This is a genomic window from Paenibacillus crassostreae (assembly GCF_001857945.1).
Lineage (GTDB): Bacteria > Bacillota > Bacilli > Paenibacillales > Paenibacillaceae > Paenibacillus_AQ > Paenibacillus_AQ crassostreae.
Genome location: NZ_CP017770.1, coordinates 65,916 through 91,038, shown reverse-complemented (window position 1 = coordinate 91,038; position 25,123 = coordinate 65,916). Strand labels below are relative to the sequence as shown.

Below are 25,123 nucleotides of genomic sequence, written 5' to 3'. Positions count from 1 at the left end.
TTCTGCACCTCTTAAACTAAGCTTGGTCTAGTAATTTATATAATTCCCTTTTGTTAATTGGATGATATGTTAGCAATTTCCCGTTATAGATTACGTTGAATATTCCATTGGCAGAGGGGGCATATCTAGCATCTTCCGAATTCTCATACTCAATAACCCTTATTGGTATGTTTCTCTCACTAGCAACTTCTATAATTGTCTTTACTGCATCATCAATATATGGACATTGATCTGACCTAAAAATGGTTATTCCGTCTCGATAATTTTGAATCCTTTCATCCCAACCATGACTGAATTTTGGATCTGCTTGATCATCAAACTTCATTACAAGTAACTCAAAACTCGGTGGAGCTTGATCTATTGATTTAAAACCATGCTTTACAAAAAAATGTTTATCAGCTAACCATGTTTGACTGCTTGTTACCAGTGCAACTCCTGACTTATTTAAGCGCCTTGCCTCTTCTATACATTCATTTAATAATATTGAACCATACCCATTTCCTTTTCCTCTGCCTACAATCCACAAACAATGAATTAATAAATAATTCTCCCCTTGAACTGCACGCCAAGCATATTCAATTGGTATGTATTCAATAAAGCCTTTAGGTTGTCCATCTACTTCTATAATTTTCAGTTTTAATCCTTCATCAAATCTATTTAACAACCAAGATAATTTATTCTGATAACCTTGCGATTTAGGTTTACTTCTCATGCAAAAAAATCCTTTTTCTTTAATGTTTTCTGGTGTTATATCTACTACTTCGACCATGCTATCTTCTCCATTCTTATAGAATTTTCTCTAACTACCGCCACGGAAAACTCGATAGGAGCCATAGACATTCCAACTCCTTTTTATTCGATCATCTCTCAAGGTTACTTCACCCTCTGGAATATTGACCATTAGAGAATCTAAAGGCCTTATTTGTTCTTCCGGCACTTTGTTTGCCTCATTATGTAAGTTCCGGCTTCGATTATACCATTTGTTGTAAATTTTAGAAATTAAAAAAAGGAGAGTTACAGAGTCTCAAATAACTTTCCAATCCTCCGATGATATACCATTTTCCATTTAGCATTTCTAGCGCCTCTCTCCGGTTACCCCGATCATCTGCAACACTTTTCGGGCATCACCCTCCAATTTGACGTTACCGGCGAGTAATTGTGAGGAACCGTCTCCGTCTAGAAATATAGCCTCATTCAAATTTCCTACGGCAACATTTCTCTTAATAGCAGTACGAAATTGCCCTGCCGTACATTTGGAAGAAGTTACAACCAGATAGATTTCTCCAAGATTATCATAGGCCATTGCACTTCGAAGCCGCTCGTCGTCGGGAAACGGTAGCCTTTCTTCTTTGACCGCTAAGTTATACCACTTACTTTCGTCCTTTAAATTCATACTGACTCCGCCCTGCGCCCAGAATTTTGTCGCGTCTGACATATGCAGATCGTCGACACTTGCTGCTCGTTGTACGTCGACCATCCCTGTGACCCGATCGTATACGATGGTTCCTCGGTCGTATTTGATATTAAACCAGCCTGAGCCATATTCTTTAGGGCTACCGTTAACGGGTATGCCATCCATAACCGCGATACTTAACAACTGATTATCCCAAAAGAATCCACCATTGATTCCATTGGTTTCCGATCGCACGACGTTGTCGTTTATGCTATAAAGCGAAATACTACTCGGTTCCGTACGCAGCACATGTAGAACAACCCCGTTGTCAGCGGTTATTTGAAAGTACTTAGCATCTTCGGGAATGCCATCTTTACTTAAAAGCAATCCAGAACCGGCCCCCAAAATTAGAATGAAAGCACACAAGTAAAAAGGAAAAGAACGTCTTAAAACGGCGAACCTTTCATACCCTTTTCTTTTCATATCCATACGTCCCCCTAATTATTAACCGCTTTTATATTTGACAGTAATCTTGCATAATTGCTCCGTATCCATCTTAAAATAAATAGGATAACATTACCAAACATTTATAGCATATACTTTTATTCATATACACTAGTATAATTAAGATGTAATACTTGTTACTTTCATTTTCTATCTTTATTATTCAATTCCACTAATAACGCATAGATACAACTTTTAGCAAGAATTATCTATACAGTAAAAAATTACATAAGCAAATGTTAATTTGAATATTTAGCATTAATCTAAATTTTAATCGCTTTGCTTCAAGAGTTTGCACAGGAGGGTTTATTAGCTATATGAGAACCAAAACGATAGCGACTATTTACATTGTAACAATGCTAGTTCTATTCAGCGTTGTTAATGTGTCTTTTTACAATTCTGCAAGCAATACGATTATTGAGGATCAGAAAACAGATATTGAAGATATGATTGATAACCTCAAATTTACTTTTCAATCAGCTCAAGCTGGGGAACTTTTATTTGAAGGATCTTTAGCAGAAGGCCTACGCTATGCTGCTATAGCCGCTCAAAACGAACTTCCGTCAAAACTCGAAGATGTGACCAATAAACAGTTATTGGAAGTGAGTAAAAAGCTACAAATTGATGGCATAACTTTATTTAAATATTCAGAAGAAATAGATGATTTTGTTGCGGTGAAATCGAGTATTCCTGATGAAATAGGATTGAAAACAGGCAGATTTACATACGGATTATGGAATGTCGTGTTTAAACAACTTATGAGCGACAAACACGAAGCTACTCCGATTGAAAACTTCGGTGAAAATCTCCCTAATTTTTGGGCTGGTCAATATGACACCACTACCTCTGATCCTACGAAAATATTAAAATGGGGTTATTATAATGATGGAACAACCGATTATTTAATAAATACTTATATTTCTAGTGATTCCATTTTTAAATTTCATGAGATATCTGGGATAGATTTCCACATCCAAAAACTAATTGAGAATAATCCCTTTCTAAAGGAAATCGCAATTCTAAACGATAAAATATTCCAAGGCGAATGGAAATCTCCAGTAAAGGGATACCCTATTTGGCATTCTGAAAGAACAGTCTTGTTCGGTAGTTATGAATATGCTGTAAAAGAAGACTTAGATCTAGCTGCTCAATCAGTTAGTAAAGGAGAATCACTACATTTTGATCAAATCGTAGATGGTAAACGTGTTATGAAATCCTATGTTCCTCTACAATTAGATACGAATGTGGCGAAAGAATTTAATCGATTAATCGTTATTGCTACATCTGATGTCGAAATCATTGATAATATGATGAAAGAAAAGCAAGAAAAAATGCTTCTAGCATCCTTTGCAGCTCTTGCGATAAGTACAATAATTTTATGGACTATCTCGCATTTCATAAACCGTCAAAATAAAATTTCATCTGATATTCAAAGTATGTATGTGGATAATATAGATAGCTTATTTAAAACGATTAAAGAATATCATCATGATTACAATAATCAAATTTTCGCATTAGCTGGTCTTTCTAGTTTGAAAAAGTACGATGCTATGGATGATTATTTAAAAACGCTCACACGTATGAATACTTCGTTAAATAATATTATCAATATTCATATTCCTGCCTTTAGCGGATTAATCCAAACCAAATTAGCTATAGCGTCTGAAAACGATATACAATTCGAACATGATTTTGAAGGATTTGACAAAGTTCACCTAAGTTCAATTAAAGTAATGGATACAGTTCGTATTATTGGAAATATCATCGATAATGCTTTTTATGCAATGATTGATACAGAACTAACAACGAAAAAGTTGGTTATGTATGGAACGGTCCAAAAAGGCTATATGACCTTCCGAATTTCAAACAATGGTTCCAAAATACCAAAGGAATACCTTTCAAAAATTTTCGACCATGGTTACTCGACAAAATCAAAAAAGAACAACAGCGGATTAGGTCTAGCGATTGTAAATAATATTGTTAAAAAATATAAAGGTCAAATTAACGTTGAAAGTAATGAAGAGGAAACTACATTTACTGTTCTTATTCCACTTACAAATCGAGAGTATAAGAATAAAGATTAATATTCAATGATCCTATTCAAGGCGTATTAGAAAAAGGTGCATTCACGTTCTTTTGAACGAAATGCACCTTTTCTTTATTACCCGTCCTACCTTCACGATTTATTTCCTGATCTATTGTGATGTGTTGTTTCAGTAATTATAAAACTGTCTAGTAAATAAAGCCATGCAAACAACCAATGATATCCTAAGAAAGTTACAATATAATGATGTTCGATGAAATAGTTAATAGGTAAAAATACTAAAAAGAGTAACATTAAAACAACTACAAAAGAAATAAATTTCCCTGTTTTTTTATTAAAATTATTCAGCAAAAATCTATGGTAATGTTCAAAAAAACTCAATTTCGAAACTAACTTAAGTATAAAAAAAGCTGAAAAAAAGTTAATTAAGATATCTAAAATTAAAGAACCATAGTAGTTATTTATTTCAAATTTTTGATAAAAAACTCTTGATTCATCATGGCTTACTAACAAGGAAAATATAATGCAGCAAAAAAACATCAGTAATAAATTATTCCTGGATTTACCTTTTCCCACAAAATCAATCCTCCAGGTGTATTTGTGAAATTAATAAACTCTATTATATACCCATGCAACAATACCAATAGTTACTACGGTTACGAGGATAACGAATAAAATATATACTTCTCTCGCCTTGCCAGGAGTGGTACCTAAGAAACTAAAATAAAGTCCTTCAAAAAATATCCAACAAAATATAAAATGGTTCCTTATTCATGTCTAAAGTTACCGTTTCTATCAAAAGTCTCTCTCCTCACAAAGTTCTATTAGGGGATTTGCTAGCGTACTCCATATCTTACTCTTGGCCTCGCTGAATAGCATTGCATGCACCTAATAAATTTCCGTCAGGGTCTTCAAATCCAAAGCCACCAGTATCAAACTCAGTAATCATATTATATGTTCCAACCTGAACTCCCTGTTCTATTAGAAAATTATAGAAGCCGTTAAGATCATTAGTGTAAAAATCAATCACACTATGTTTGATATCATTATTCGTGTTGAGGAATTGTAGTCTATTTTCACTTTTTGTTTCACATAGAAAGATACCCGGAACTCCTAAAGAATCAAATGTCAGTACTGCTGTAGTATCATCACGATGTGTCACTTCTAATCCAAGTAAACTCGTATACCAATGGATCGATTCATTTAGATTTGAAACAGGAATCTCTATTGTAGAAATTCTAGAAATATATCTTTTCATACTTTTCTCCTCCAACCGCTTCATTTCAATTTTTTCATAACTCCATAGTAAATAAGATGCTCATATTGATTTTCTTTCTTAACATGATGTTCCATCCATGACAAAGCACAATCAATTGTAAGTGGATACGGTAGATAGATTATGCTTTTATATATATTGTAGTTATTACATAAGTTTGTTTGGTATCATCACTTTAAGTTTTCTGGGTTTAAGCATTGTAAATTTTCAGGAACAAATAGTCCATCTTTACGAATTAATATATCATCAAACCAGATTTCTCCACCACCGTATTCGGGTCTTTGGATGCTAACAATATCCCAATGTAGTTCGGACCAATTTTCATTTCCAGGTGAACTAACTGGAACACATCCAGGGGTGAAGTGAAAACTCCCCCATATTTTTTCATCGAATAACGTATCTTTCATTATATTTTCAATATATGGATTAAGACCTATTCCAAATTCACCAAAATAGCTCGAACCCTGGTCCGTATTCAGTAATTTATTAATTCGGTCTGAATCATTTCCAGTAGCATGAATAATTTTTCCGTTTTTAATTTCAAAACGAATATTCTCGTAAGTGAACCCCTCTTTTAATGAAGGTGTATTGTATGAAATAACTCCGTTGACGGAATCCTTAACTGGCATTGTATATACTTCTCCATCAGGAATATTCATGATTCCAGCATCTTTAATAGTTGGCATACCTTTAATAGAGAACACTAGATCTGTTTCTATTCCTGTAATTCTAACTTTATCTGTTTTGTCCATTTGCTCAACTAAATTATCCATAGCTTTATCCATTTTTGAATAGTCCAAATTACATACATTAAAATACAAATCCTCAAAATCCTCCGTTGGCATGTTCGCTTGTTGAGCCATGGCATGATTAGGATAACGAAGAATACACCATTTCGTGTGATTATAACGTCTGCCATTAATCTGTTGCGAATAATGCTTTCTATACAATCCCATTTTCTCAGGAGAAATGCCACTTAATTCACTCATATTCTCTCCGGCTCTAATGAGTATGTAGGCTTGCATATCCTTAACTCTGTTTAAGTCGTAGGATGCCATTGCAATTAATTGTTTCCGTACAACTAATTAATATCTCTCTCAATATTTCATGATTATTAATTAGTAGAAATGGAACTCCACCGACACTATAAGCTTGTTTTACCAATTCCTTGGCTAAGGGGATTTCCAAACCATCAACCTCAATTAATATTTTTTCACCTTGTTGTAGCTTCACCGAATATTGAATAAGATTTTTAGCAAGTTGTTCAATTCTTGGATCTTTCATTGTCAGTCTCCTACTCTATATTTTTGTAACTATTTCGCAGCTGAAATTTATATTTTTATCTGAATCAATTTCATATTTACCCTATATTCAGATATTTAGATTTTATAATGTTCATATGATGTGTTTCATGACCTGCAATACTATAAATACATGCACGTACAGAAAATGGATGACTATTAAACTCCCCAATATTACTAATAGATTTTTCAGGTAGAGTTTCAATCAATGAGATTGTAGATTTTCTGACAGCTTCATAATCTTTAAGTACCATTATTAATGGAAGTTTATCACGAAATGAATTTGCAACAAATAAATCGCGATCATAGCCTGATAATACTCCTACATCTCCACGAGCTATTCTTAAAATCATATAACTCCATAATCTCTCTACATCAGCGATATGCCCAATAACATTCTTTAATGACCACTTATCTGAGGCATACCTAAAGTTCCCAATATCTTCAGTAAGATTATTTAATAAAGATTGATTTTTTTGAAATTGATCATTTAAGATGGTAATAATATTGCCTTCAGGTACTGAGTCAATATATTTCTTTACTATAGGTAAATGTTCATTCGGTTCTGGCCTTGTAATCATAATATTCTCCTTTGAAATCGTACTATTTATATATTCATACAAATACATTACATCTCGACTTGACCTTAGGCTCTAATTCTATGATTAAGGGGAATCATGCCCACCCAGGATTCAATTGTATCTATATTTTACCATTATTTCCACTTCTTTCATAGCATGTCGCAAAGGGCCGTCTTGCTGACCGCAGCGTAAATGTTATATTAGATGACGGATCATCCCTCTTCGAATTTACTACTCGTAGTTTTCAGCTTTTAAGTGATTAATACAGTTATACAGTTCACAATCCCATTTAATTTGATTTTTATTTAAAATTGTTAAAGATGTATTTTGGAGATGTTCTTCTGTATCGATGTGGGGAATAAGTTTCTTTAAGGTAAGTCCAATTAATCCCATATCTCTTCCTCTTTCATTTGGTTTTATGTTATTAGGATACTGCCGACCTTTTTGGAAAACGATCACAAATCAAGACTTAATCTAATCATATCTATAACTTGAATACCATTTTCATATATTTTTTCTTTGTAATGCCTGATAAAAAAATCACGATCCACTCCAGTAATCCGAAATCCACATTTTTGATATAATGCTAATTGATTCAACCCTGAATTTCCTGTTCCGATTTCTACTGTTTTTATATGTTGTTCTTTTGCTTTATCGATAGCAAATAAGACTAATCTTTTTCCAATTCCTTTATTTTGGTGATCTTCACGAACAGCAATATTAACAATTTCTATAGTTTCTGGACGAGTTCTTATTAGTACGATTACACCAATAACTTCATCATTTTTTGTTGCTACGAAACATTGACCTCTGCTCAAATATTCTTTCACCAACTTCTCCGAAGGATCGGCAAGAAGTAATAATTCTATAGGTGAATCTTCGATAACTTCTAATAATCTAATTTTCATATCCATGAATATTCTCCTTTAGTACTACAACATCTCCGAATCTGCTAATATCTCATTGTGTCTTTCTAATATTTCTGAAATCTTTCCTATCTCGCTTATTACTCGATCTCTTCCCTTCTCATTCTTATGTTGTGCTTTTATAGGTTTAATTCTGTTCTCTGGAATACCCTGAGATATTAATATTGTTTTATGGTATGTATATTCATTTTCATTCAAAAAATTATTATGTAAATCTGGTATCCATACCTCATCGAATCCTTCTTCTAGATACAAATTGGATATATCTTTATTCAATTCAGGAAAGTGTCCAGGATGGTATAATACAATATTAGCTTGTGGAAATAGACCTTTTCTCTTGATAAAAAGCCGAATGATCCGAAGCGCGAATAAGTTGTTATATGATGTCAGTGTCTTCATCAAGTTAACAAAAAAGATGTTTTGCCTACTAGTTGAATCAGTATTTACAAGTCTTGTTAGCTTAAATGTGTGATTGATGCAAAACTGTCGATAGTATAACTAGCACTTTCATGGTTTTATTGCATGTCTAACAAGAAAGAAACTTATACTCATGATCAAATCCCCCCAAGTGATACCACAAATGCTTTTTATTGGTTTTCATATGTCTTTACGCTGATTCCCTATAACGTACCCGCATTCCTTACATTAACAAATCTATTTAGATTTTCATATATTCCGTTGTAAGTTTCTCAAGAGAATTAGTGTTTCATGTTGTATATAAAAATAGGAACAGATAAATACAAAAACCATGCCATTCTTTGAAAGGATCTTTCTTAGAATACTTTTTTTACAAAAAAACCCTAAATTAACCTATAATATAAAAAATGAACGAAAGGGTGTTTATATGGTAAATCAACGAACAATTGCAAGTAACTTTGAACTGGAGGGCATCACCTTGCACAGAGGGATTTCAACATGTATGACTTTTCACCCCGCACCACCGAACAGTGGCATCGTATTCAGGAGAACAGATGTAACACCATTTGAAGTAATTAAAGCCACGGTTGGGAACGTTTCAAACACCGAACGTTGCACTCAGCTTAAAAATCATAATAACTATTCAGTTTCTATGGTCGAACATGTAATGTCTGCACTTCGAGGTATGGACGTCGACAATGTCATCGTTGACATCAACGGTGAAGAAATTCCGGTTCTCGATGGAAGCGCTGTCGTTATTGCATCAAAAATTAGTAAAGTGGGTCTTTTAGAACAACAAGTTGAAAAAAGATATTTTCGCTTGAAAAAGACCATTAGAGTTGAAGTAGGATTGTCGTTTATAGAAGCATCCCCCTTTGATGGGATATCCTATTCAATTGGCTTCAAAAACGATCATAACCTTTCATTCCTTACTCATCAATCAGCTATTTTTAATGTTGGCACTCATGATTTTCTAATCAATATCGCAGCCGCACGTACATTTGGTTACGAAAAAGAGATCGACTACCTCAAAAGCAAAGGACTGATTAAAGGTGCTTCTCTGGAAAACGCCCTGCTAATTGGTAGAGGAAAGATTATACCTAATTTGCGTTACCCAGATGAATTCGCACGACACAAGCTTTTAGATGTTATGGGGGACTTGGCTTTGCTTCCACCTTTCTTAGCGAAAATTGATGGCGAACGAACTTCCCATCACCTAAATAATCTTTTGGCACAGGAGATTTTGAACAATATTTATTAATCACAACTAAAGGGAGAATAAATATGGAATATAACTTAAAAGAAATCGCTCAGAAATTGAATGGATTTTTAGTTGGTGATGAAGATGTAGTCATACATAGTATCGCCTCTCTATTGAACGCCAAGATTGGTCAAATTGCCTTCATAACAGAAAAAAATATGGGTCAACTGGCTACTTGCAAGGCTTCCGCATTGATTGTCCCCGAAAACACTCGTGAATATAGCATTCCAGTCATCAAAGTTAAGAATCCCAGACTTGCCTTCATTCATTTGATAATGACATTTCAAGACGATAGGAAAAGTAATGGAATAATCTCGTCTAGTACGATTGATTTGTCATTGAAATCCGGTAGCTGTACGCAGGTAGATGATGGCGCCGTCGTGAAAGAAGGCGTTTCTATTGGCAATAACAGCACCATCGGTTCAAATTCGTTTATTGGCGAAAATGTCACGATCGGTAAAAATTGTTCAATCTACCCTAATGTTACCATTTTAAAGGATACGTTAATTGGTGACAACGTCATCATCCAATCTTGTTCCGTCATCGGTTCCGATGGATTCGGTTATGAATGGGATGGAGAAAAACATCTGAAATTTCCTCATATAGGGAACGTCGTCATTGGGGATGACGTAGAAATTGGTGCCAATACAACAATCGAGCGCGGAACGATTGATTCCACCATAATCAAAAAGGGAACGAAAATTGGCAATATGGTCGTAATCGGGCACAACGTACAAATCGGAGAACACTGCATCGTCGTGTCAACATGTGCGATTGCAGGCTCCTCAAAAATTGGGAACTACGTTGTTTTGGCAGGTGGATGCACTATCTCAAACCATGTCTCCATTGGCGATCATTCCGTCGTTTTGGCAAAATCAGGCGTAGCCAAAGACTTGCCGGAAAAATCATTTGTATCTGGCATTTTTGCACGTCCTCATAAAGAACAATTGAAGGAGTATGCAACGCTTGCGAGACTTCCGAAAATACTGAAGGAATTCAATAAGAAATTAGAAGACATTACAAAAACACACTTTTAAATGAGGAGGAATAAATTTGATTCATTCTACTGCAATCATTCACCCAACAGCGATAATCGGAGAAAATGTCACTATCGGCCCATTTAGTATCATTGAGGAAAACGTCAAAATCGGGAACGGATGCAAAATTGAAAGTCATGTTCTAATTGGCTCCCACACAACAATCGGCGAAGAAAACCATATTTTTCAAGGAGCCATCATTGGTTCTTTTCCGATAGATCGAACCCACAAAGGGCAAGAAACGTATCTTAGCATCGGGAACAACAACATCGTAAGAGAATACACAACGATTAGCAAAGGAACAGTAAAAGGTGGCGGTATGACACGAATTGGAGACGACAATTGGATTATGAGCATTGTCCACATCGGGCATGATGTAGTAATAGGTAACCAATCCACCATTACAGGTAATGTACAAATTGCAGGTCATGTTGAAATTGAAGATAATGTTACCATCGGTGGTTCTGCTACTATTCACCAGTTCTGTAAGATTGGTAGATTTTCAATGATTGGAGCTGCATCTTTTATCAATCTAGACATTGTACCCTACTCGATCGCCAGTGGTTATCGTGCAAAAATATGTGGCATTAACCTTGTTGGATTGAAACGGAACGGCATGACTAATGATGACATCAAGACCATAAAACGAATCAATACCCTTTTGTTCCGAAAAAAATTACCACTCGCTCAAGCAATCGAAGAGATTCATAACTTGCCTCAATCCATGTTTAAGGAGCATACATTAGCATTCTTAAACAAGTCCGAACGTGGCATCGCAAGAATGAGGGGTTCGAAATAATTTAATATTTTCTATATAGTGAAAAACTACGCTTAGCTAAATAAGAAAAAATTTGTTTCCTTAAGGAACCGAATTACTGATAGTGGTCAGAAAACCGTTCATTGAGGCGGTATCAATTAACTGATAAATAGATTGACTTGCTGTATAGTTAAACAAATACCATTGATTTTCAGCCTCAACGACGAAACTCCGGGTGAACCATACCGTTAATATTAGCTTCAATCCCATCCGTAGTATACCAACTAAGGAAACCAATCAACTGATCTTCAATTTTGCAAAGAAACGCCTCATCTCCATCTTTCTCTTTAAGGCTTTCTATGCCCACCCTCAAACTTGACCTATCGAATATCTTGCACAGCTGTTCTAGCATTCTGATTTGATCGATCTGCTGACTTGAAAAATCATTCATTTTGATAATTTGATATTCTTGCATGTGTACTGGTCGTCCTCATCACGAAGGAAACACGCAGTTTATGGACGATTAGGCGCTATCCTTCTAATTTCTGTCCGAATAATCATGGTTACCAATTGAACCGCCTCCTTGAAAAACTATGACTTCATTATGAATTTAATAATGAGAATAATCAATATTATCACGATAATCAAGTTCTCTTGGCAAACTTTGCTGCTCGCTTGGGAACATTGACTGCTAATAGGTACTTTATAAGATATCTACGATTTGCGCTTATTACGGAATATCCCCTTGGCGATCAAGGAGCTTAAACGACACCACGATAATGCTCTGTTATCAGAAGTAGTCATTCTCCAACAACGGTTAAAGTCTGCTCATATGATGATTAAATAACCCAATTTTTCTGAATACCTTCCCATTTTCCCACAATTTTCACATTATTATCTAGAATTTGTACGAAACTGTACAATCCATAAAAAAGAAGTACAATTAAACTTATGAGACGCAGATACTAGATAAGCGATAAAGAAAGGGGTGTTTCTTGATGACAAATAGTAGAATGAATCCTACGGTTAATGAATTTTTAAGTAAATCTAAAAAGTGGAAGGAAGAATATGAGAAGTTGAGAGCTATCGTTCTTGACTGTGAACTGACCGAAGAATTTAAGTGGATGCATCCTTGCTATACGTTTGAGAAAAAAAACATCGTTTTAATACATGGATTTAAAGAATACTGTGCGCTTCTGTTTATCAAAGGTGCCTTGTTACAGGATGCCAATGGCATTCTAATCCAACAAACGGAGAAAGTACAGGCGGGGCGCCAGATTCGGTTCACCAATGTTCAAGAAATAGTTGAAATGGAATCCATCTTGAAAGCCTATATTCATGAAGCCATTGAAGTTGAAAAAGCCGGTTTGGAAGTGGATTTTAAAAAGAATACAGAATTCGTAATTCCTGAAGAAGTTCAAAATAAATTCGATGAAATCCCTGCCTTGAAAACTGCTTTTGAAGCATTGACACCCGGACGGCAAAGAGCATACATTCATTATTTCTCTGAAGCCAAACAATCCAAAACTCGAGCGTCAAGGGTTAAAAAATATATGCAGCAAATTCTCAATGGAAAGGGATTAAATGATTAGGGGCGTGTATGCAAACCTAAGCAAGCCAAACTTGAAATGAAGCAAGCGTTAAAAAAAGTTCGGAAGCTCTGCGCCAGTTTATCGAAGCGAGTCGCCATGCGAAAGTAGTTCTTAACTGTATTGAAAAAGCATTCAATTAAATGCACGCCTTTTCGACTTTATTTCCGGGACCGAGGGGGCTTGGCACCCAATGCATTAACACATTTCAGATCATAATCGTTCTCAATTTTAGAAAAGGTGTAGTAATACGAGATTACAAACATTAAGAATTGTAACGAGTAAATTACTAATCTCTCGGTTAATCCTAATACATTTAATCCCCTGCTAATACCAATCGGATTAGTTGCCCCTGTTATAGTAATTATTATTGCCATGACAAGTATAAATCTACCAAATCTGATCATATTTTCATACTTTAAGTAACCATAGGCAAGTATAAATCCCGATGCAATTGTTGTAAATACTACTAAAACAGTAATCACAATGTGCATCACATTTTGCACATTCATATCTGTTTTATCTCCGCTCAAAGGGAAATAATAATAACCAAATAATGAAATCAATTGCATTATCATCATAATCATATAACCTATGCGAACTGATATATGATATTTCCTAAATGATTTAATAATTAGTCCTGCCACAAATAAAACAGAACAAACACCATAAAAACTTGTAAATATTTTTAATAGTTTCGTATTCGGAGCTCCCTCAGCTGTCAGTGAACTAATATCCATAGTTATAGGATTGTACTCAGTCCATAATAAATTTCCAATTACAGTATGTAATATATATGCTATTGCACCAATCATCCCAATTGGCATTGTATATTTTTCAAATAACTTCATATTAGTTACTCCATTATCTATTATTTTATTTTAATATCAAAAATTTAATTTTGCACTTAGGTGTTACGGATGTGTCTGCTGAGTTCCACCAGCTACTAAATTTACGGTTTGTCCGCAGATGTGTGAACACATTGTTATACGCTGTTGTCCTCTTCTTTTAAAAAACTTAATATATATAAACCTCTTCCACTTATTCCTTCAGAGTCATACTCGACCTTCATCCCTGTCGCCTCAAAAACGTCTATTAATTCTTCATGCTTAAATAATCCAAGTTCGTGCCTTTCCTTTTTATGTTCGATCCCATGAATAGAACCGACAAGATATTCAAAGTTTAAGATAGATATATCCCCATCTCTAGCTGCGTGTGACATCCTACTAATTTTATGACTTTCAGTTTCACTATTTAATACTGAAACAAAACCAGGTTCCCATGTATCTGGTGTATACCAAGGTTCAATAATTATTATTCCTGTATCTGATAGATGCCTCTTAAATTGGTCTATGGACTCCTTAACACGAATTAATGTCTTTACGTACGCAATAGAACTGAATAAACACATAACAACATCATATTTCTTATTCAGTTGAAATGAAGTCATGTCGACGCACCAAAAATTTGATGATGAATTTCTCTTTTGTGCAGTCTGAATAAATCTCTCATTCAAATCAATCCCGTCAATAGTAAAATAATCTGTGAGATATTCAATATGTTTACCGGTTCCACATGCAACGTCCAATAATGAGGTTACATTCGGGTTTAGCCTGTTAAGGTACTGTCGAATTGTATCAGCTTCATGTTTATAATTTTTGAAACTGTAAAGTGCATCATAGATTTCTGCGCTATTATCAAACATCTTGATACCACCTTTATCAATGTTTTTGGGTAATTGCGTGTATTGTTGCGCATTTATAACATCCCAACGGCATAAGGACCGAAGGTCCGGATGGCTCTTATCTTAGTCGGTGTAGGGTTCTCTGCTGATTCCATTTCTTCGAAATTCCTCGGAAGACCGAAAGCTTCAGCTAGATGCGTAAATCGGGTGTTATGTTATGCCAATGTCTTCTCTGTATTACCTTCAAGGATTAATATAAGTCTAAATAGTCTTTGTTTTTTAGCACTTACAAATCATTAATACATTACCATCTGGATCTTTAAAATTAAACCAATGTCCATTCTCAATTTCAGTTAATAATTCTACACCTTGATCTTTCATAAATTGGTAAGAAGTTTTTATATCATTCGTATTAAAATGAAATGCTGGCACTCTATATACATTCTCTTTAGAGTAGATCTGACTATCCAATACAACCCCGGTTCCGTCCATTGGAACGATATATAAATGATCAATTAAATATTCTTCCCTTACTTCTAAACCTAAAATGATTGAATACCAGTCTCTTGCCTTCTTTAAATTACTAACTGGAATAAAAGTTGCACCGACTTTGTTTAAAATTGGACTAATCATCAGAAGTCCTCCCATATTATTAAATATTCTTTGTACTGGTAAATACCATCAACTATATATTCTCTTCATTCTTTAGTCTCATTGCACCTAATACAAAATTATAACCATCAATATCTTGAATAAGAGCATTTTTGAACTCCCACTTACCATGTGCTCCAGTAAATGGCTCTATGGCAATTATTCCACCCTTACTACGTACTTCTTCTACGTATTGATCTAAATCTTCCCATGAGATGTGGATAAATGAATCCCATCCATGGTCAGGTCCTTCCCATTCTGTCGGATAATTGGGGCGCTTTTGTGAGATTGCATTGGGTCTTACATCATCTTGTGAAGTTGCTTGCTGTAAAATAAACAACATCTCATCTCTTTCAGCATGCCCCCAGTCATCTACCTTACATCCAAGTACATCTCGATAATATTCTTGAGATTTCTTTAAATCTGAAACAAGTCTTACTTGAATTGTACGTCCCAGCTTTACTTCTGTTTTATTGTTTACAGCTTTTTGGTTAATTTCCACAATATATTGCCCCTCTCAAAATATAAATTCATGATTTAAGTGGTTTCTCTTGATGGTTTGCACTGAATTCCTATAACGTATGGTATTCCTGACGTCAAGTAGTTTAAGTGACCGTAGGGAGCGGATCGTCAGACTAGATGGTTGAATACGCATCGCTTGAATAATCTCCTTGAAATTCCCTCTTAGCGATCAAGGGCGAAAGCCAGCAGTAGGAATGCATTGTTGGTTTATCAGATATGTACGATATCTCCGATTTACATTCATAATCATAGCTCATAAAGAATCTAGATTTTACTTAACCTTTCGATGGCCTGCTCTTCGTTTGGCAGGAAAAATATATCTTTACCCTTATTACTCTCATATATGAAATCTCTTAAGCTTTTACTTGAATAGTTTGAGAAATCACCTACTATAGCAGCTTTTACTTGATAATTGATAAATTTTTGAAGGATTTCTCCTGCAAGTCCGGTTCTCAGATCGAAGAAATTTTCATCTATGACTGATTTATTTAAAACAAACCGATCAGCCCCTGTTTGATATCTAATTGTAGCCATAAGATCCAGGGCAGACTGAGTATCATTAATCAGTATTTCACTGCTATCTACAAGAGCAATTTCTACACCATTCTTAATAATATTTCTAATGTCCATATTGATCTCCCTCTTCAAATGTAATCATTAATTTGCGAAAGTTGAAGTACATTATTTCACAATCTATTAGTAGGACTCTCCAAAAAAAAACTATCTAAAGAAATTTAAGATTGCTTCAATGCGTATTTTATGACTACAATCTTCGCAACAAAAAAAACTACTCTTTCTTTCCTTTGCTTGTTTATATTGTAGTGAACCTTCGTATACTCTGAATATTTTTTTACAACTAAAACAAAGTACCTCTTGGTAAAACATTGTTATCCTCCTAAGTGACACATTACTTTTTAGTTGATATATCGAAGATTGTAACCAGTTCTCTAGTATATTCCTGAACATCTAAATGAGGCTTTCTCATTGGCTTAAGTGATCGAAGGGAACGGGTCGTTAGACATAGCCGGTTAATGTCTCCTGATTCCACTTCTCAGAAAATATCTTTGGATACCTTTTAGCGTAACAACAAAGCGTAATATCGAGGGGTTACCTAATCTTATACATCTATCTTACAAAAGTAATATAATCAATGTTAACTGGATCATTACCATCTGCTCGAAGCCGCAAGTTAATCTGTCCACGATGGTACTGACCATGAAGTGCTACGTGAGTTAAAATATCTCGTATAGAAGTCATAAACTCTTTACCACTACTATTTGCGTATGTTATTAAGTTATCTAGGTCAGTTTTTGCTATTTCAGCGAGATATGTTTTGAAGTTTTCTTCATTTTGTTTAATAAGTTTCGTACAGACTGTTATATCACCATCCGACCAGATGGGCAATTGTGAACTGTCCTTACCTTTTAATCTAGTTAGCCATACTTGTTCAGCATTTAGAATATGAGAAAATAAACTTAACTGTTGCTCCCCAACCTCTACATTTTGCAATGCTTCTAGAATACTTTGATTAGCCCAGCTTAAATGCTCAAACATATTATGGATTGTTTTCAATGGTACCGCCTCCTAAATTATCAACACCTATTTTATATGAATTCTATAAAAAGAGAAAACAAGATTCTCCCCCTTCTTACACTCAACTACCAGTTAGCTGAAAAGCATCTATGTAATAAATGATCAAGAACTTATGGTGTGTTTTTATGATGTTCGATTTCCTATAACGTTTCCGTGTTCACAACGTCCCACCATCTTAAGGTTCGTAGGACCGGCCGCGATACGGGTAGGTGGTGCAGATGTGTCCCGGTAATCACTTCCTCGACTTTACTTCTGGGACCGAGACAGATCGCCTTTCAATGCGTGAACACATTGTGTAAGGCCATCAACCAGACTACTCAATCTTTGGTAGTTATACACTACCATGGAGTGCAATAGCCCGATTACTGGATCCATGTGTTCATCAGGTAGAAAATCATAATGTTTCATTATAATACCTCCAATGTATTGGTTTTGATATTTATGGGGATTTCATCTAATGTCAGTTGACTTCTTTGAAATATCCAAGGATCACTTAATCAATCCAATCCTTAACAGAATTCTATTTATTATTTCATTTGTACTTAGTTGATCTGTATTTATGTGCTCTTTATATACTTCATTTGTTAGAGTATTTATACATTTTTTTGTTTGTTGGTAGGTCCAGCCTCCTTCTTTATCTCCTCGAGAAGCCAACCTCTGATGTATAGTTTCTTCTGAAGCAATTAGACAGAAGTGATAAAGTTTATCAATATTTTGGAACTCCTTTAATATGTACTCAAAGTTTCTAGATTTATATATTGTCATTGGAACTATTAAATGTTTATTATACTTTTTCTTTACTTCTTCCACCGTTTTAACAGTTAGTATTCTCCACAATTCTATATCCTGAAAATCATCCGTTCTTTCTTCTTGTAATCTAACTTCTTCAGGGATAATCTCCCTTAACATATAACCAATCACTTCAGGATCAAAAATCATACTGTTTGGAATATGTGTTTGAAGTACCTGAGCAGTGGTCGTTTTTCCTGCACCAAATGCCCCATTAATCATAATTATCATCTTTATCCTCCCATGCTAAGACCGACATTTATTTTTTATTCTATTCTCAACTGATTTCAGCTAACGTTTGGCATTCCTGACGTTGATTCCCCTTAGATAGCTTTAATCTTAGGCTGAGGCATTTGTTGTCTGATCATCTTTCATGATTATACATATGACACAGGGGGCGATACATGAATGCGGTGCTATTTCATTTATGAGCTACTACCATTTTCTGTTTGGATACATGTTTTCAAATGTGTTATTATATATTTAATAAAGACCAAGTGCTGGTACACTTGGTCAGTACAATTGGCTTGGATGGTTTATTCCCTTCTAAGTCGTACAGGAATCAAGACCCACCTTAGGCGTTTAATCTATGGGTGGGTTTTTACTTTTTCTTGTTGTTATTATTAATGTATGTTAAAAGAGCAAGGATAAACGTCCCAAATAGGAACATAATCGTTATTGCATCTTTTACTTCCATGGCTTCACCTCCCTTCGAAGGGAGACCATGCCCACCCAAGATTCAATTGTATCTATAGTTTACCTTTATTTCCAATTACGTACAAGTGTTCCTATATGATTTTGATTTATGTATCGTATCCTGTTAACTACTCGACGAATCAAATCGTGGAGTTGAAGGATTTATGTTTTATATCCACCAAAAGAGCTATGAAAAATATTAAAAAATTACTTTCCTAAAATACTCCATCTTACTGTCAATAAATCCATCATCGAAGTCAGCTCCCCCTATTAGCTCTGATTCACTAAAACATAAGCCAAAGAGCCACAGTTGTCTAAGTGCAACGAATATAGAAACCGCTTTAACATCATTTTCACTGAAATCTCTTACGTCCCTGTACCCGTGTAGGAAAGCTTCCCAAAGCCTTTCAACTTCGTCCTTGTTATGACCACTGTGAATTTCTCTCGCTAATCTAAACTCTGCGATATCATAAGATCTCCACCCATAACCAGAAATATCGAAATCATAATGTGTCAATTTCCCGTTGTCCGTAAATGCTACATTTGTGTTACCATGCAAGTCCCCATGACAAATACCCCAATCTAAGCCTTCTTCTAACATCATCACTAACTGTTCCTTTAATTCTAAGATTAGTTCAATAATAAAATTGTAATCCTCTTGACGATGTTCCATATGTAATTTGATTATGTTAAGTGGTTTCTCAATTAGATATTCCAAATTAAGATTACTTCTTACGTGTTCACTTCTAAAATTTTCAGTAACTTTATGAATTTGAGCAACGGATTTTCCATATAAATAACTATCTTCTACGGCATGAATAGGCTTTTCATTACCTTCAGCAAAACTAAACATAACCCCAAACTTTACACCCTCAGTGACAAAAAACTCGTTTATGAGTGTGCCATCTTTTTTTGTAATCGGAATTGATACGCTTACATCATTCTCATTTAGATAATTCAATAAATCTAATTCAAAAGAAATCTCTGATTTATTTCTTCTATCAGCACGATATACTCTAAAGATATATTTACCTGACCCAGTCTCTAAAATATAAGTATCGTTCATGCCTCTAAGGAAGTATTTTAAATTAATAGGTTCATGAACTTCATAATTGTCTTTGATATGCAATAATAACGCATGCTTAGACAAGAGTGAGTATACAACCGGAAATAAACTCATATTTACACCATCCTTAAATGACCAACCACGTAAAGTTAGTCACGTATATGTACAATCCATTCATTCTACTAACCAAGCTCAATACCGTATCGTATTTCCTCTTTAATCTTATTAAATCCAACAGAACTGTATAGTGACAATGCGGACTCATTCGTAGTTAATACCATCAATTCAGCAGAATCTAGTTCATTACTTTTTAAATAACTCAGCGCTTGAGTCAGCATATATTTTGCAATACCACGATTTCTCCACGGATCACGTACGAAAACATCTTCTATAATTCCTTTATCCTCTTCCCGCCATACCATTAAACTACCTACAATCGTATTGGCATCTCGAACAACTATCGCGGTCCACAGTGAATTTTGTTTGAATTGAGATAGTCTCTCCACCCCAAGTGGGGTATCAGGCCATACCTCGGCATTCAACTCCAAATACTCTCCTTCTTCATGAGATGATTCCATTTTCCAATGCGTCAGATGAAACTCATCATTTAATGGCAAATCTGAAATCGGCTCCTTAAGGTCGCGTTTCATTGTAAATAAACTTTCACTATGACGGAAGCCCTTCTGCTCAATAAAAAATTGACTATTGATAGTCTCCGATGCATCGTTACCTACATATAGATATGTAGCGTATTCCTGAGATAAAGACTCTTTGATCTCCTTGGCACGCGAGAAAAGATATGAATAGAGTAGTTCTAATAAATTGAGATCTGATTCTCTTTCTGGGATAGGTTTTAGATTAAGATAGATCGCATGTTTACTTTTCGTCGAGCGACCACTTGGAACAATATTGAACACCTCGACTTGTCCCTTTGCCACCATCTTTCCATTTTCAAAAGCACAAAACACATTAACCCAGTTCTCCGAATCGCCCACCCACCAAAACGTAGCATTTTCTCTATCGTTGACCGAGTTGTACAATTCACCAAGTAATGGCATGTCATCTTGTTGGAAATTGCGTATTTCTATTCCGTCCAACAACTGTATTAATTTCCCCAATAAAATACCCCTTTCGACACCATAATTCATTCTCATAAGTAAAGAAAAGTTATAATCACTCTTTACTTATTTAAAAATTACTCATACCACTGAGCTTCGAATATATACATTCGCCTTTCACAATCCAATTTCCTCCAAAAATATCATATACAAACAACATGTATAGATAAAAAAAGACAGACTGCTTAATTCAGCAATTTGTCTTTTTCACACCATGAATCGATACCCTGCTCCCCAGACTGTATTTATATATTCTGGCTTACTTGGCTGTTCTTCGATTTTCTCACGAATCCGTGCAATATGTACCGTGACGGTCGTTACATCACCTAGAGCATCAATTCCCCATATTCGTTCAAAGAGTTCATCTTTGTTGAACACTCGATTTGCATTTTGCATCAAGAATAATAACAAATCATATTCCTTTTGGGGCAAAACAACTTCTTTACCGTTCACAAACACTTGTCTGGCATCTGTATCAATCGTTAGCCCACGGGCCGTAATCATATTTCTTTTATATAAATATTCATCATCAGGAGCTTGTTGTGAGAACCGCTCAGCCAATCGCTCATATTTCTTCACATGCGCCTGTACTCTTGCCACTAATTCAGCCGCACTAAATGGTTTTGTAATATAATCGTCCGCACCTAATCCTAAACCTTTAATTTTATATATCTCCTCAGCTCGTGCGCTTACTAACAAGACAGGAATATCTTCTTTTTCTCTAATGACATTCAAGACTTCAAAACCATCCTTGCCAGGCAACATTATATCGAGAATGATCAGATCATAATGCTCACGTTCCATTAAGGATAAGCAGCGATTCCCATCCTCAACAATCGTGACTTCAAAGCCGCTAATTTGCAAATAGTCCTTTTGAAGCTCTGCGATAGAAACATCGTCCTCGACAATAAGGATTCGTTTACTCACGCCCTTTCCCCCCCTTGTAATTTGGTAATGATATTAAGATGCTAGTACCAACACCTTCTTGACTCTTGGCCCAAATATTACCGTCATGTGCTTCTACGATTTGTTTGGCAATCGCAAGTCCCAGACCACTTCCCGTATCTACCGTTCGAGCTTCATCAGAACGATAAAACCGATCAAAAATCCGATTTATCTCTCCCTCTTTCATACCCTTACCATTATCTTTTATTTCTAAAATAATTGTGGAATATGTCTCTCTAAGCATGATTGTAATAACAGGATCTTGCCTCTCATGATAATGAAGGGCATTATCTATGATATTTTGAACCACGCGCATGAATCGATCGCTATCGAGGTACACCATGGAATTGTTATTAATATTAAATTCGGTCTCCATCCTAACTCGATTTGATTTCAAGAGTTCCATATTTTCTTGTATTCCATCCGTAATATAGCTAACGAAATCAATAGGCTGTTTATTAAACGGCATCTGTTTCAGATCAAGTTTTGAATAAAGCAATAAATCCTCTATCATCGTATTAATAAGGTTGGCTTTTCGTTGTGCCGTCAATAGATATTGCTGCTTCTTTTCAGGTGTATTAGCTACACCATCCAAGATGCCTTCTATATAACCTTTAATCGAGGTCACAGGGGTCTTTAAATCATGCGAAATGCTGGATACAAGGAAACTTCTATTCTTATCATATTTTTGTTGTAAATCAATAGATTCCTTCAATTTAATTCGCATTTGTTCAAGCGCTTTACACAGTTCCAGGAGCTCTCCATTCCCTTCCTCGGGAATGAAGGAATTTAATTCACCCTCACTAATTTGAATAGCAGCCTCTTTTAAACGTTCAATAGGCTGAATTATTCCCTTTGTGATTTTACGTGATATATAGGCACTCATGGCAATGTATACTAGCAAAAATGTAATAAGTGCTACGGCGACGTTAAGCCAAATGGAAAAAGTCTGCTCATGATATTCATTTAACAGAAAGATATAGCCGTTATCCTGTAATAATGGAATGGTTTTATACTGGACCTTCATACTAGATAAATTGATGATATCCTGTGAAAAGTTGAACCCTTGCACCAATGCAATTACATCTACTCGACTCAATGGTATCGATGAAGCAACAACTGTATGGTTGTGTATGATAGCGATGTCTGCTTCTACTAGCTTGAGTCGCGAACTTAATGCATTCACCATATCATCCGTTACCTTCTCCACTGGGAGATGTGTGATTTCTTTTTCCAATTGAACAAATAAAGTTTGCCTTTCCATGGTATGTTCCAGCGTCTCTGTTGCCTCAGATGTCATGTTGAACTGAGTGCTGATCGCCATAGAAATCATATAGATCAGACTCGCAACAACAATAGCAAGAAGGATAGATAATATATTAAATAGAAAGACTCGTCGAGATAACTTCAATTAGATCACCTTGCGTTCAAAAAGTGTATACCCTATGGTATAGAGCATCATGCCACATCCTATCATAATTAGGCTCAAACGTAAAAGTTTAAATAGATGAAAAGTCCCACTGATCCATAATCGATACCAATCAAACATTGACGTAAATAAAAAGCTTGATACTTGGGAGAAAAATAAACCTCCTATGTAAAGTACACCAAAGATCAGGATTGTTAAGAAGAATACAGTCAGCCCTCCACGTACCATATTAGCTAATACGATAACAAGCAAAGCAAAAACAAGTAGTGGAAACAAACTCACGAAATAAGCGATAAGAGCATGCACGATACCCACTAACGTCGTTGATGATGGATTGAAAATGATACCGATCACAAGAGATAAAATAAGTATAAATAATAGATTTACGATTATGATTGTTGCAATAGCCGCGAATTTGGCAGTAAAAATACAATATCGTGTAGCTGGCTTGGTTAAGGTCAACTTCATTGTATTACTGTTGAATTCACCGTTAAACATATCAATTGCGATAAACGTTATAAATAGCGGGAAGACGGTATACATCATAACGCTTAATATCATCAGAGGTAATTCTGTACTATTCACAATGAGCAAGCCAAAGCTTTGATTAACGACCGTTACTGAAATTTGTCCAATCAGAACTGCTAATATCGATAGTATAATCGCCATTACTAGTTTTTTCTTTTTTTGTATTTTGAACAATTCATTGATGTAGGATGCTTTAAATCCGGGCATTACGCTCCACCTCATTTATAAAGTAATGTTCCAGCGAAGAAAAGTTCTGTAATATGGTTTCTGTTGAATCTACACTTGTAAGCCTAGAATTTAATAAGATTCCAATTCGAGTACAAGTTACTTCGACATCATGGATTAGATGACTGGAAATAAAGAAAGTTGTTCCTTGTTCAGAAGACATTTTCTTGATTAATGCACGAATATCAAGCATTCCTTCTACATCAAGTCCATTTAATGGTTCATCCAGAATTAGAAGCTTTGGTTCGGATAGAATAGCTGTAGCTATTCCTAATCTTTGCTTCATACCTAGTGAGAATTTTCTTGTTTTTTCATGTGCGAATTTAGATAGACCGGTAATTTCAAGACATTCATGAATTCGTTTATTATCTACCTGTTCATAGTATCTACCATGAAGTTTTAGATTTTCAAAGGCTGTAAGATACGGAAAGGATTCAGCTGTTTCGATTAAACTACCAACATGTTGTATCGCATCTATGTATTGATTCTGCACACTGGAACCAAACAAACGAACATCACCGCGATCCGGCTTTATTAAACCAGTCATCATTTTCATAACTGTTGTTTTACCTGCTCCATTGGGTCCAAGGAATCCAAATATCTCGCCTTGCTGCACGGTTAGATTTAGGTCATCAATTCCCCTAGCATTATTATAGAGTTTGGTCAGATGGTCAAATTCAATTGCACAAGTCATTGTTATGTCTGCCTCCATTCACTAAGCCAACAAAGGCAAAGCAATCCCCTTAGAGGGGATCGCCTACCTTCAGATGCCTTATTTTATTTCACTATCA

29 protein-coding genes and 1 pseudogene are annotated in these 25,123 nt (G+C 35.2%); 5 read left to right on the top strand and 25 right to left on the bottom strand.

Going from position 1 to position 25,123, the window contains the following annotated elements; all coding sequences use genetic code 11:
- Nucleotides 1-16: 16 nt before the first annotated feature.
- Nucleotides 17-769, bottom strand: a complete 753-nt coding sequence (locus LPB68_RS00515) for a GNAT family N-acetyltransferase (protein WP_068655089.1) — start codon at nt 767-769, stop codon at nt 17-19.
- Between the two features lie 306 nt (nt 770-1,075).
- On the bottom strand, nt 1,076-1,780 hold the full coding sequence (locus LPB68_RS00510) for a phosphodiester glycosidase family protein (RefSeq protein ID WP_157756143.1): 705 nt from the start codon (nt 1,778-1,780) through the stop codon (nt 1,076-1,078).
- Nucleotides 1,781-2,214: 434 nt separating this feature from the next.
- Between LPB68_RS00510 and LPB68_RS00505 the strand changes: the two genes are divergently transcribed.
- Nucleotides 2,215-3,981, top strand: a complete 1,767-nt coding sequence (locus tag LPB68_RS00505) for a sensor histidine kinase (RefSeq protein WP_068655092.1) — start codon at nt 2,215-2,217, stop codon at nt 3,979-3,981.
- 92 nt (nt 3,982-4,073) lie between these two features.
- On the opposite strand, the gene LPB68_RS00500 is transcribed toward LPB68_RS00505, so the two are convergent.
- The 6 genes and pseudogenes from LPB68_RS00500 to LPB68_RS00475 all read right to left on the bottom strand — a co-directional run bounded on the left by LPB68_RS00500 (nt 4,074) and on the right by LPB68_RS00475 (nt 8,301).
- Nucleotides 4,074-4,517 carry a hypothetical protein gene (locus tag LPB68_RS00500; protein WP_068655094.1) on the bottom strand — a complete coding sequence of 148 codons (444 nt, stop codon included), beginning with the start codon at nt 4,515-4,517 and terminating at the stop codon, nt 4,074-4,076.
- 277 nt (nt 4,518-4,794) lie between these two features.
- Entirely contained in the window at nt 4,795-5,199 is a 405-nt protein-coding gene (locus LPB68_RS00495; protein ID WP_068655096.1) for a VOC family protein, read from the bottom strand.
- A gap of 188 nt (nt 5,200-5,387) precedes the next feature.
- Nucleotides 5,388-6,501, bottom strand: a pseudogene (locus LPB68_RS00490) (aminopeptidase).
- 76 nt (nt 6,502-6,577) lie between these two features.
- A complete protein-coding gene (locus LPB68_RS00485; protein ID WP_068655098.1) occupies nt 6,578-7,099 on the bottom strand; it encodes a DinB family protein in 522 nt (173 codons plus the stop codon).
- A 455-nt stretch (nt 7,100-7,554) separates the two neighbouring features.
- Nucleotides 7,555-8,007: a GNAT family N-acetyltransferase gene (locus LPB68_RS00480; RefSeq protein ID WP_068656604.1), complete on the bottom strand. Its 453-nt coding sequence runs from the start codon at nt 8,005-8,007 to the stop codon at nt 7,555-7,557.
- Between the two features lie 24 nt (nt 8,008-8,031).
- Nucleotides 8,032-8,301, bottom strand: coding sequence for a hypothetical protein (locus tag LPB68_RS00475; RefSeq protein ID WP_162274303.1), 270 nt, complete (start codon nt 8,299-8,301; stop codon nt 8,032-8,034).
- A 568-nt stretch (nt 8,302-8,869) separates the two neighbouring features.
- Here LPB68_RS00475 and lpxC point away from each other — a divergent pair.
- The 3 genes from lpxC to lpxA are packed head-to-tail and all read left to right on the top strand — an operon-like array spanning nt 8,870 to nt 11,539.
- Entirely contained in the window at nt 8,870-9,703 is an 834-nt protein-coding gene (gene lpxC, locus LPB68_RS00470) for a UDP-3-O-acyl-N-acetylglucosamine deacetylase (protein ID WP_068655102.1), read from the top strand.
- A 23-nt stretch (nt 9,704-9,726) separates the two neighbouring features.
- The gene (lpxD, locus tag LPB68_RS00465) at nt 9,727-10,740 is read left to right on the top strand and encodes a UDP-3-O-(3-hydroxymyristoyl)glucosamine N-acyltransferase (RefSeq protein ID WP_068655104.1); all 1,014 of its coding nucleotides are present in this window, start codon (nt 9,727-9,729) and stop codon (nt 10,738-10,740) included.
- 16 nt (nt 10,741-10,756) lie between these two features.
- On the top strand, nt 10,757-11,539 hold the full coding sequence (lpxA, locus tag LPB68_RS00460; protein ID WP_068655106.1) for an acyl-ACP--UDP-N-acetylglucosamine O-acyltransferase: 783 nt from the start codon (nt 10,757-10,759) through the stop codon (nt 11,537-11,539).
- Between the two features lie 175 nt (nt 11,540-11,714).
- Here lpxA and LPB68_RS22580 read toward each other — a convergent pair whose 3' ends face one another.
- Complete coding sequence (locus LPB68_RS22580) at nt 11,715-11,972, bottom strand: hypothetical protein (RefSeq protein WP_068655108.1); 258 nt, start codon at nt 11,970-11,972, stop codon at nt 11,715-11,717.
- A gap of 523 nt (nt 11,973-12,495) precedes the next feature.
- On the opposite strand from LPB68_RS22580, the gene LPB68_RS00450 reads away from it, so the two are divergent.
- Nucleotides 12,496-13,089, top strand: coding sequence for a YdeI/OmpD-associated family protein (locus LPB68_RS00450; RefSeq protein WP_068655110.1), 594 nt, complete (start codon nt 12,496-12,498; stop codon nt 13,087-13,089).
- Nucleotides 13,090-13,247: 158 nt separating this feature from the next.
- Here the strand turns inward: LPB68_RS00450 and LPB68_RS00445 are convergent, their stop codons facing one another.
- The 16 genes from LPB68_RS00445 to LPB68_RS00380 all read right to left on the bottom strand — a co-directional run bounded on the left by LPB68_RS00445 (nt 13,248) and on the right by LPB68_RS00380 (nt 25,026).
- Nucleotides 13,248-13,937: a DUF998 domain-containing protein gene (locus tag LPB68_RS00445; RefSeq protein ID WP_068655112.1), complete on the bottom strand. Its 690-nt coding sequence runs from the start codon at nt 13,935-13,937 to the stop codon at nt 13,248-13,250.
- Nucleotides 13,938-14,071: 134 nt separating this feature from the next.
- Nucleotides 14,072-14,791 (bottom strand): class I SAM-dependent DNA methyltransferase, encoded by a 720-nt coding sequence (locus LPB68_RS00440; protein ID WP_068655114.1) that lies wholly within the window; start codon nt 14,789-14,791, stop codon nt 14,072-14,074.
- A gap of 258 nt (nt 14,792-15,049) precedes the next feature.
- A complete protein-coding gene (locus LPB68_RS00435) occupies nt 15,050-15,403 on the bottom strand; it encodes a VOC family protein (RefSeq protein WP_068655115.1) in 354 nt (117 codons plus the stop codon).
- Between the two features lie 52 nt (nt 15,404-15,455).
- Nucleotides 15,456-15,923, bottom strand: coding sequence for a VOC family protein (locus tag LPB68_RS00430; protein ID WP_068655116.1), 468 nt, complete (start codon nt 15,921-15,923; stop codon nt 15,456-15,458).
- Nucleotides 15,924-16,207: 284 nt separating this feature from the next.
- Nucleotides 16,208-16,573, bottom strand: coding sequence for a DUF4180 domain-containing protein (locus LPB68_RS00425; RefSeq protein WP_068655117.1), 366 nt, complete (start codon nt 16,571-16,573; stop codon nt 16,208-16,210).
- A gap of 90 nt (nt 16,574-16,663) precedes the next feature.
- The gene (locus LPB68_RS23235) at nt 16,664-16,828 is read right to left on the bottom strand and encodes a DUF2197 domain-containing protein (protein ID WP_071193197.1); all 165 of its coding nucleotides are present in this window, start codon (nt 16,826-16,828) and stop codon (nt 16,664-16,666) included.
- A 240-nt stretch (nt 16,829-17,068) separates the two neighbouring features.
- Nucleotides 17,069-17,515, bottom strand: coding sequence for a DinB family protein (locus LPB68_RS00415; RefSeq protein WP_068655118.1), 447 nt, complete (start codon nt 17,513-17,515; stop codon nt 17,069-17,071).
- Between the two features lie 267 nt (nt 17,516-17,782).
- The gene (locus LPB68_RS22570) at nt 17,783-17,944 is read right to left on the bottom strand and encodes a hypothetical protein (protein WP_157756145.1); all 162 of its coding nucleotides are present in this window, start codon (nt 17,942-17,944) and stop codon (nt 17,783-17,785) included.
- An 81-nt stretch (nt 17,945-18,025) separates the two neighbouring features.
- Nucleotides 18,026-18,556: an AAA family ATPase gene (locus tag LPB68_RS00410; RefSeq protein ID WP_068655119.1), complete on the bottom strand. Its 531-nt coding sequence runs from the start codon at nt 18,554-18,556 to the stop codon at nt 18,026-18,028.
- A gap of 370 nt (nt 18,557-18,926) precedes the next feature.
- Nucleotides 18,927-19,022, bottom strand: a complete 96-nt coding sequence (gene comI, locus LPB68_RS22565) for a competence inhibitor ComI (RefSeq protein ID WP_157891894.1) — start codon at nt 19,020-19,022, stop codon at nt 18,927-18,929.
- A 198-nt stretch (nt 19,023-19,220) separates the two neighbouring features.
- Nucleotides 19,221-20,201: a phosphotransferase gene (locus LPB68_RS00405; protein ID WP_068655121.1), complete on the bottom strand. Its 981-nt coding sequence runs from the start codon at nt 20,199-20,201 to the stop codon at nt 19,221-19,223.
- 68 nt (nt 20,202-20,269) lie between these two features.
- Complete coding sequence (locus LPB68_RS00400) at nt 20,270-21,145, bottom strand: GNAT family N-acetyltransferase (RefSeq protein ID WP_082865632.1); 876 nt, start codon at nt 21,143-21,145, stop codon at nt 20,270-20,272.
- Nucleotides 21,146-21,412: 267 nt separating this feature from the next.
- Nucleotides 21,413-22,132 (bottom strand): response regulator transcription factor, encoded by a 720-nt coding sequence (locus LPB68_RS00395; protein WP_068655123.1) that lies wholly within the window; start codon nt 22,130-22,132, stop codon nt 21,413-21,415.
- Entirely contained in the window at nt 22,125-23,561 is a 1,437-nt protein-coding gene (locus tag LPB68_RS00390) for a sensor histidine kinase (protein WP_068655124.1), read from the bottom strand. The genes LPB68_RS00395 and LPB68_RS00390 overlap by 8 nt, the downstream gene beginning before the upstream one ends.
- Nucleotides 23,562-24,314 carry an ABC transporter permease gene (locus LPB68_RS00385; protein WP_068655126.1) on the bottom strand — a complete coding sequence of 251 codons (753 nt, stop codon included), beginning with the start codon at nt 24,312-24,314 and terminating at the stop codon, nt 23,562-23,564.
- Nucleotides 24,301-25,026: an ABC transporter ATP-binding protein gene (locus LPB68_RS00380; protein WP_068655128.1), complete on the bottom strand. Its 726-nt coding sequence runs from the start codon at nt 25,024-25,026 to the stop codon at nt 24,301-24,303. Before LPB68_RS00380 ends, LPB68_RS00385 begins: the two co-directional genes overlap by 14 nt.
- Nucleotides 25,027-25,123: the final 97 nt, after the last annotated feature.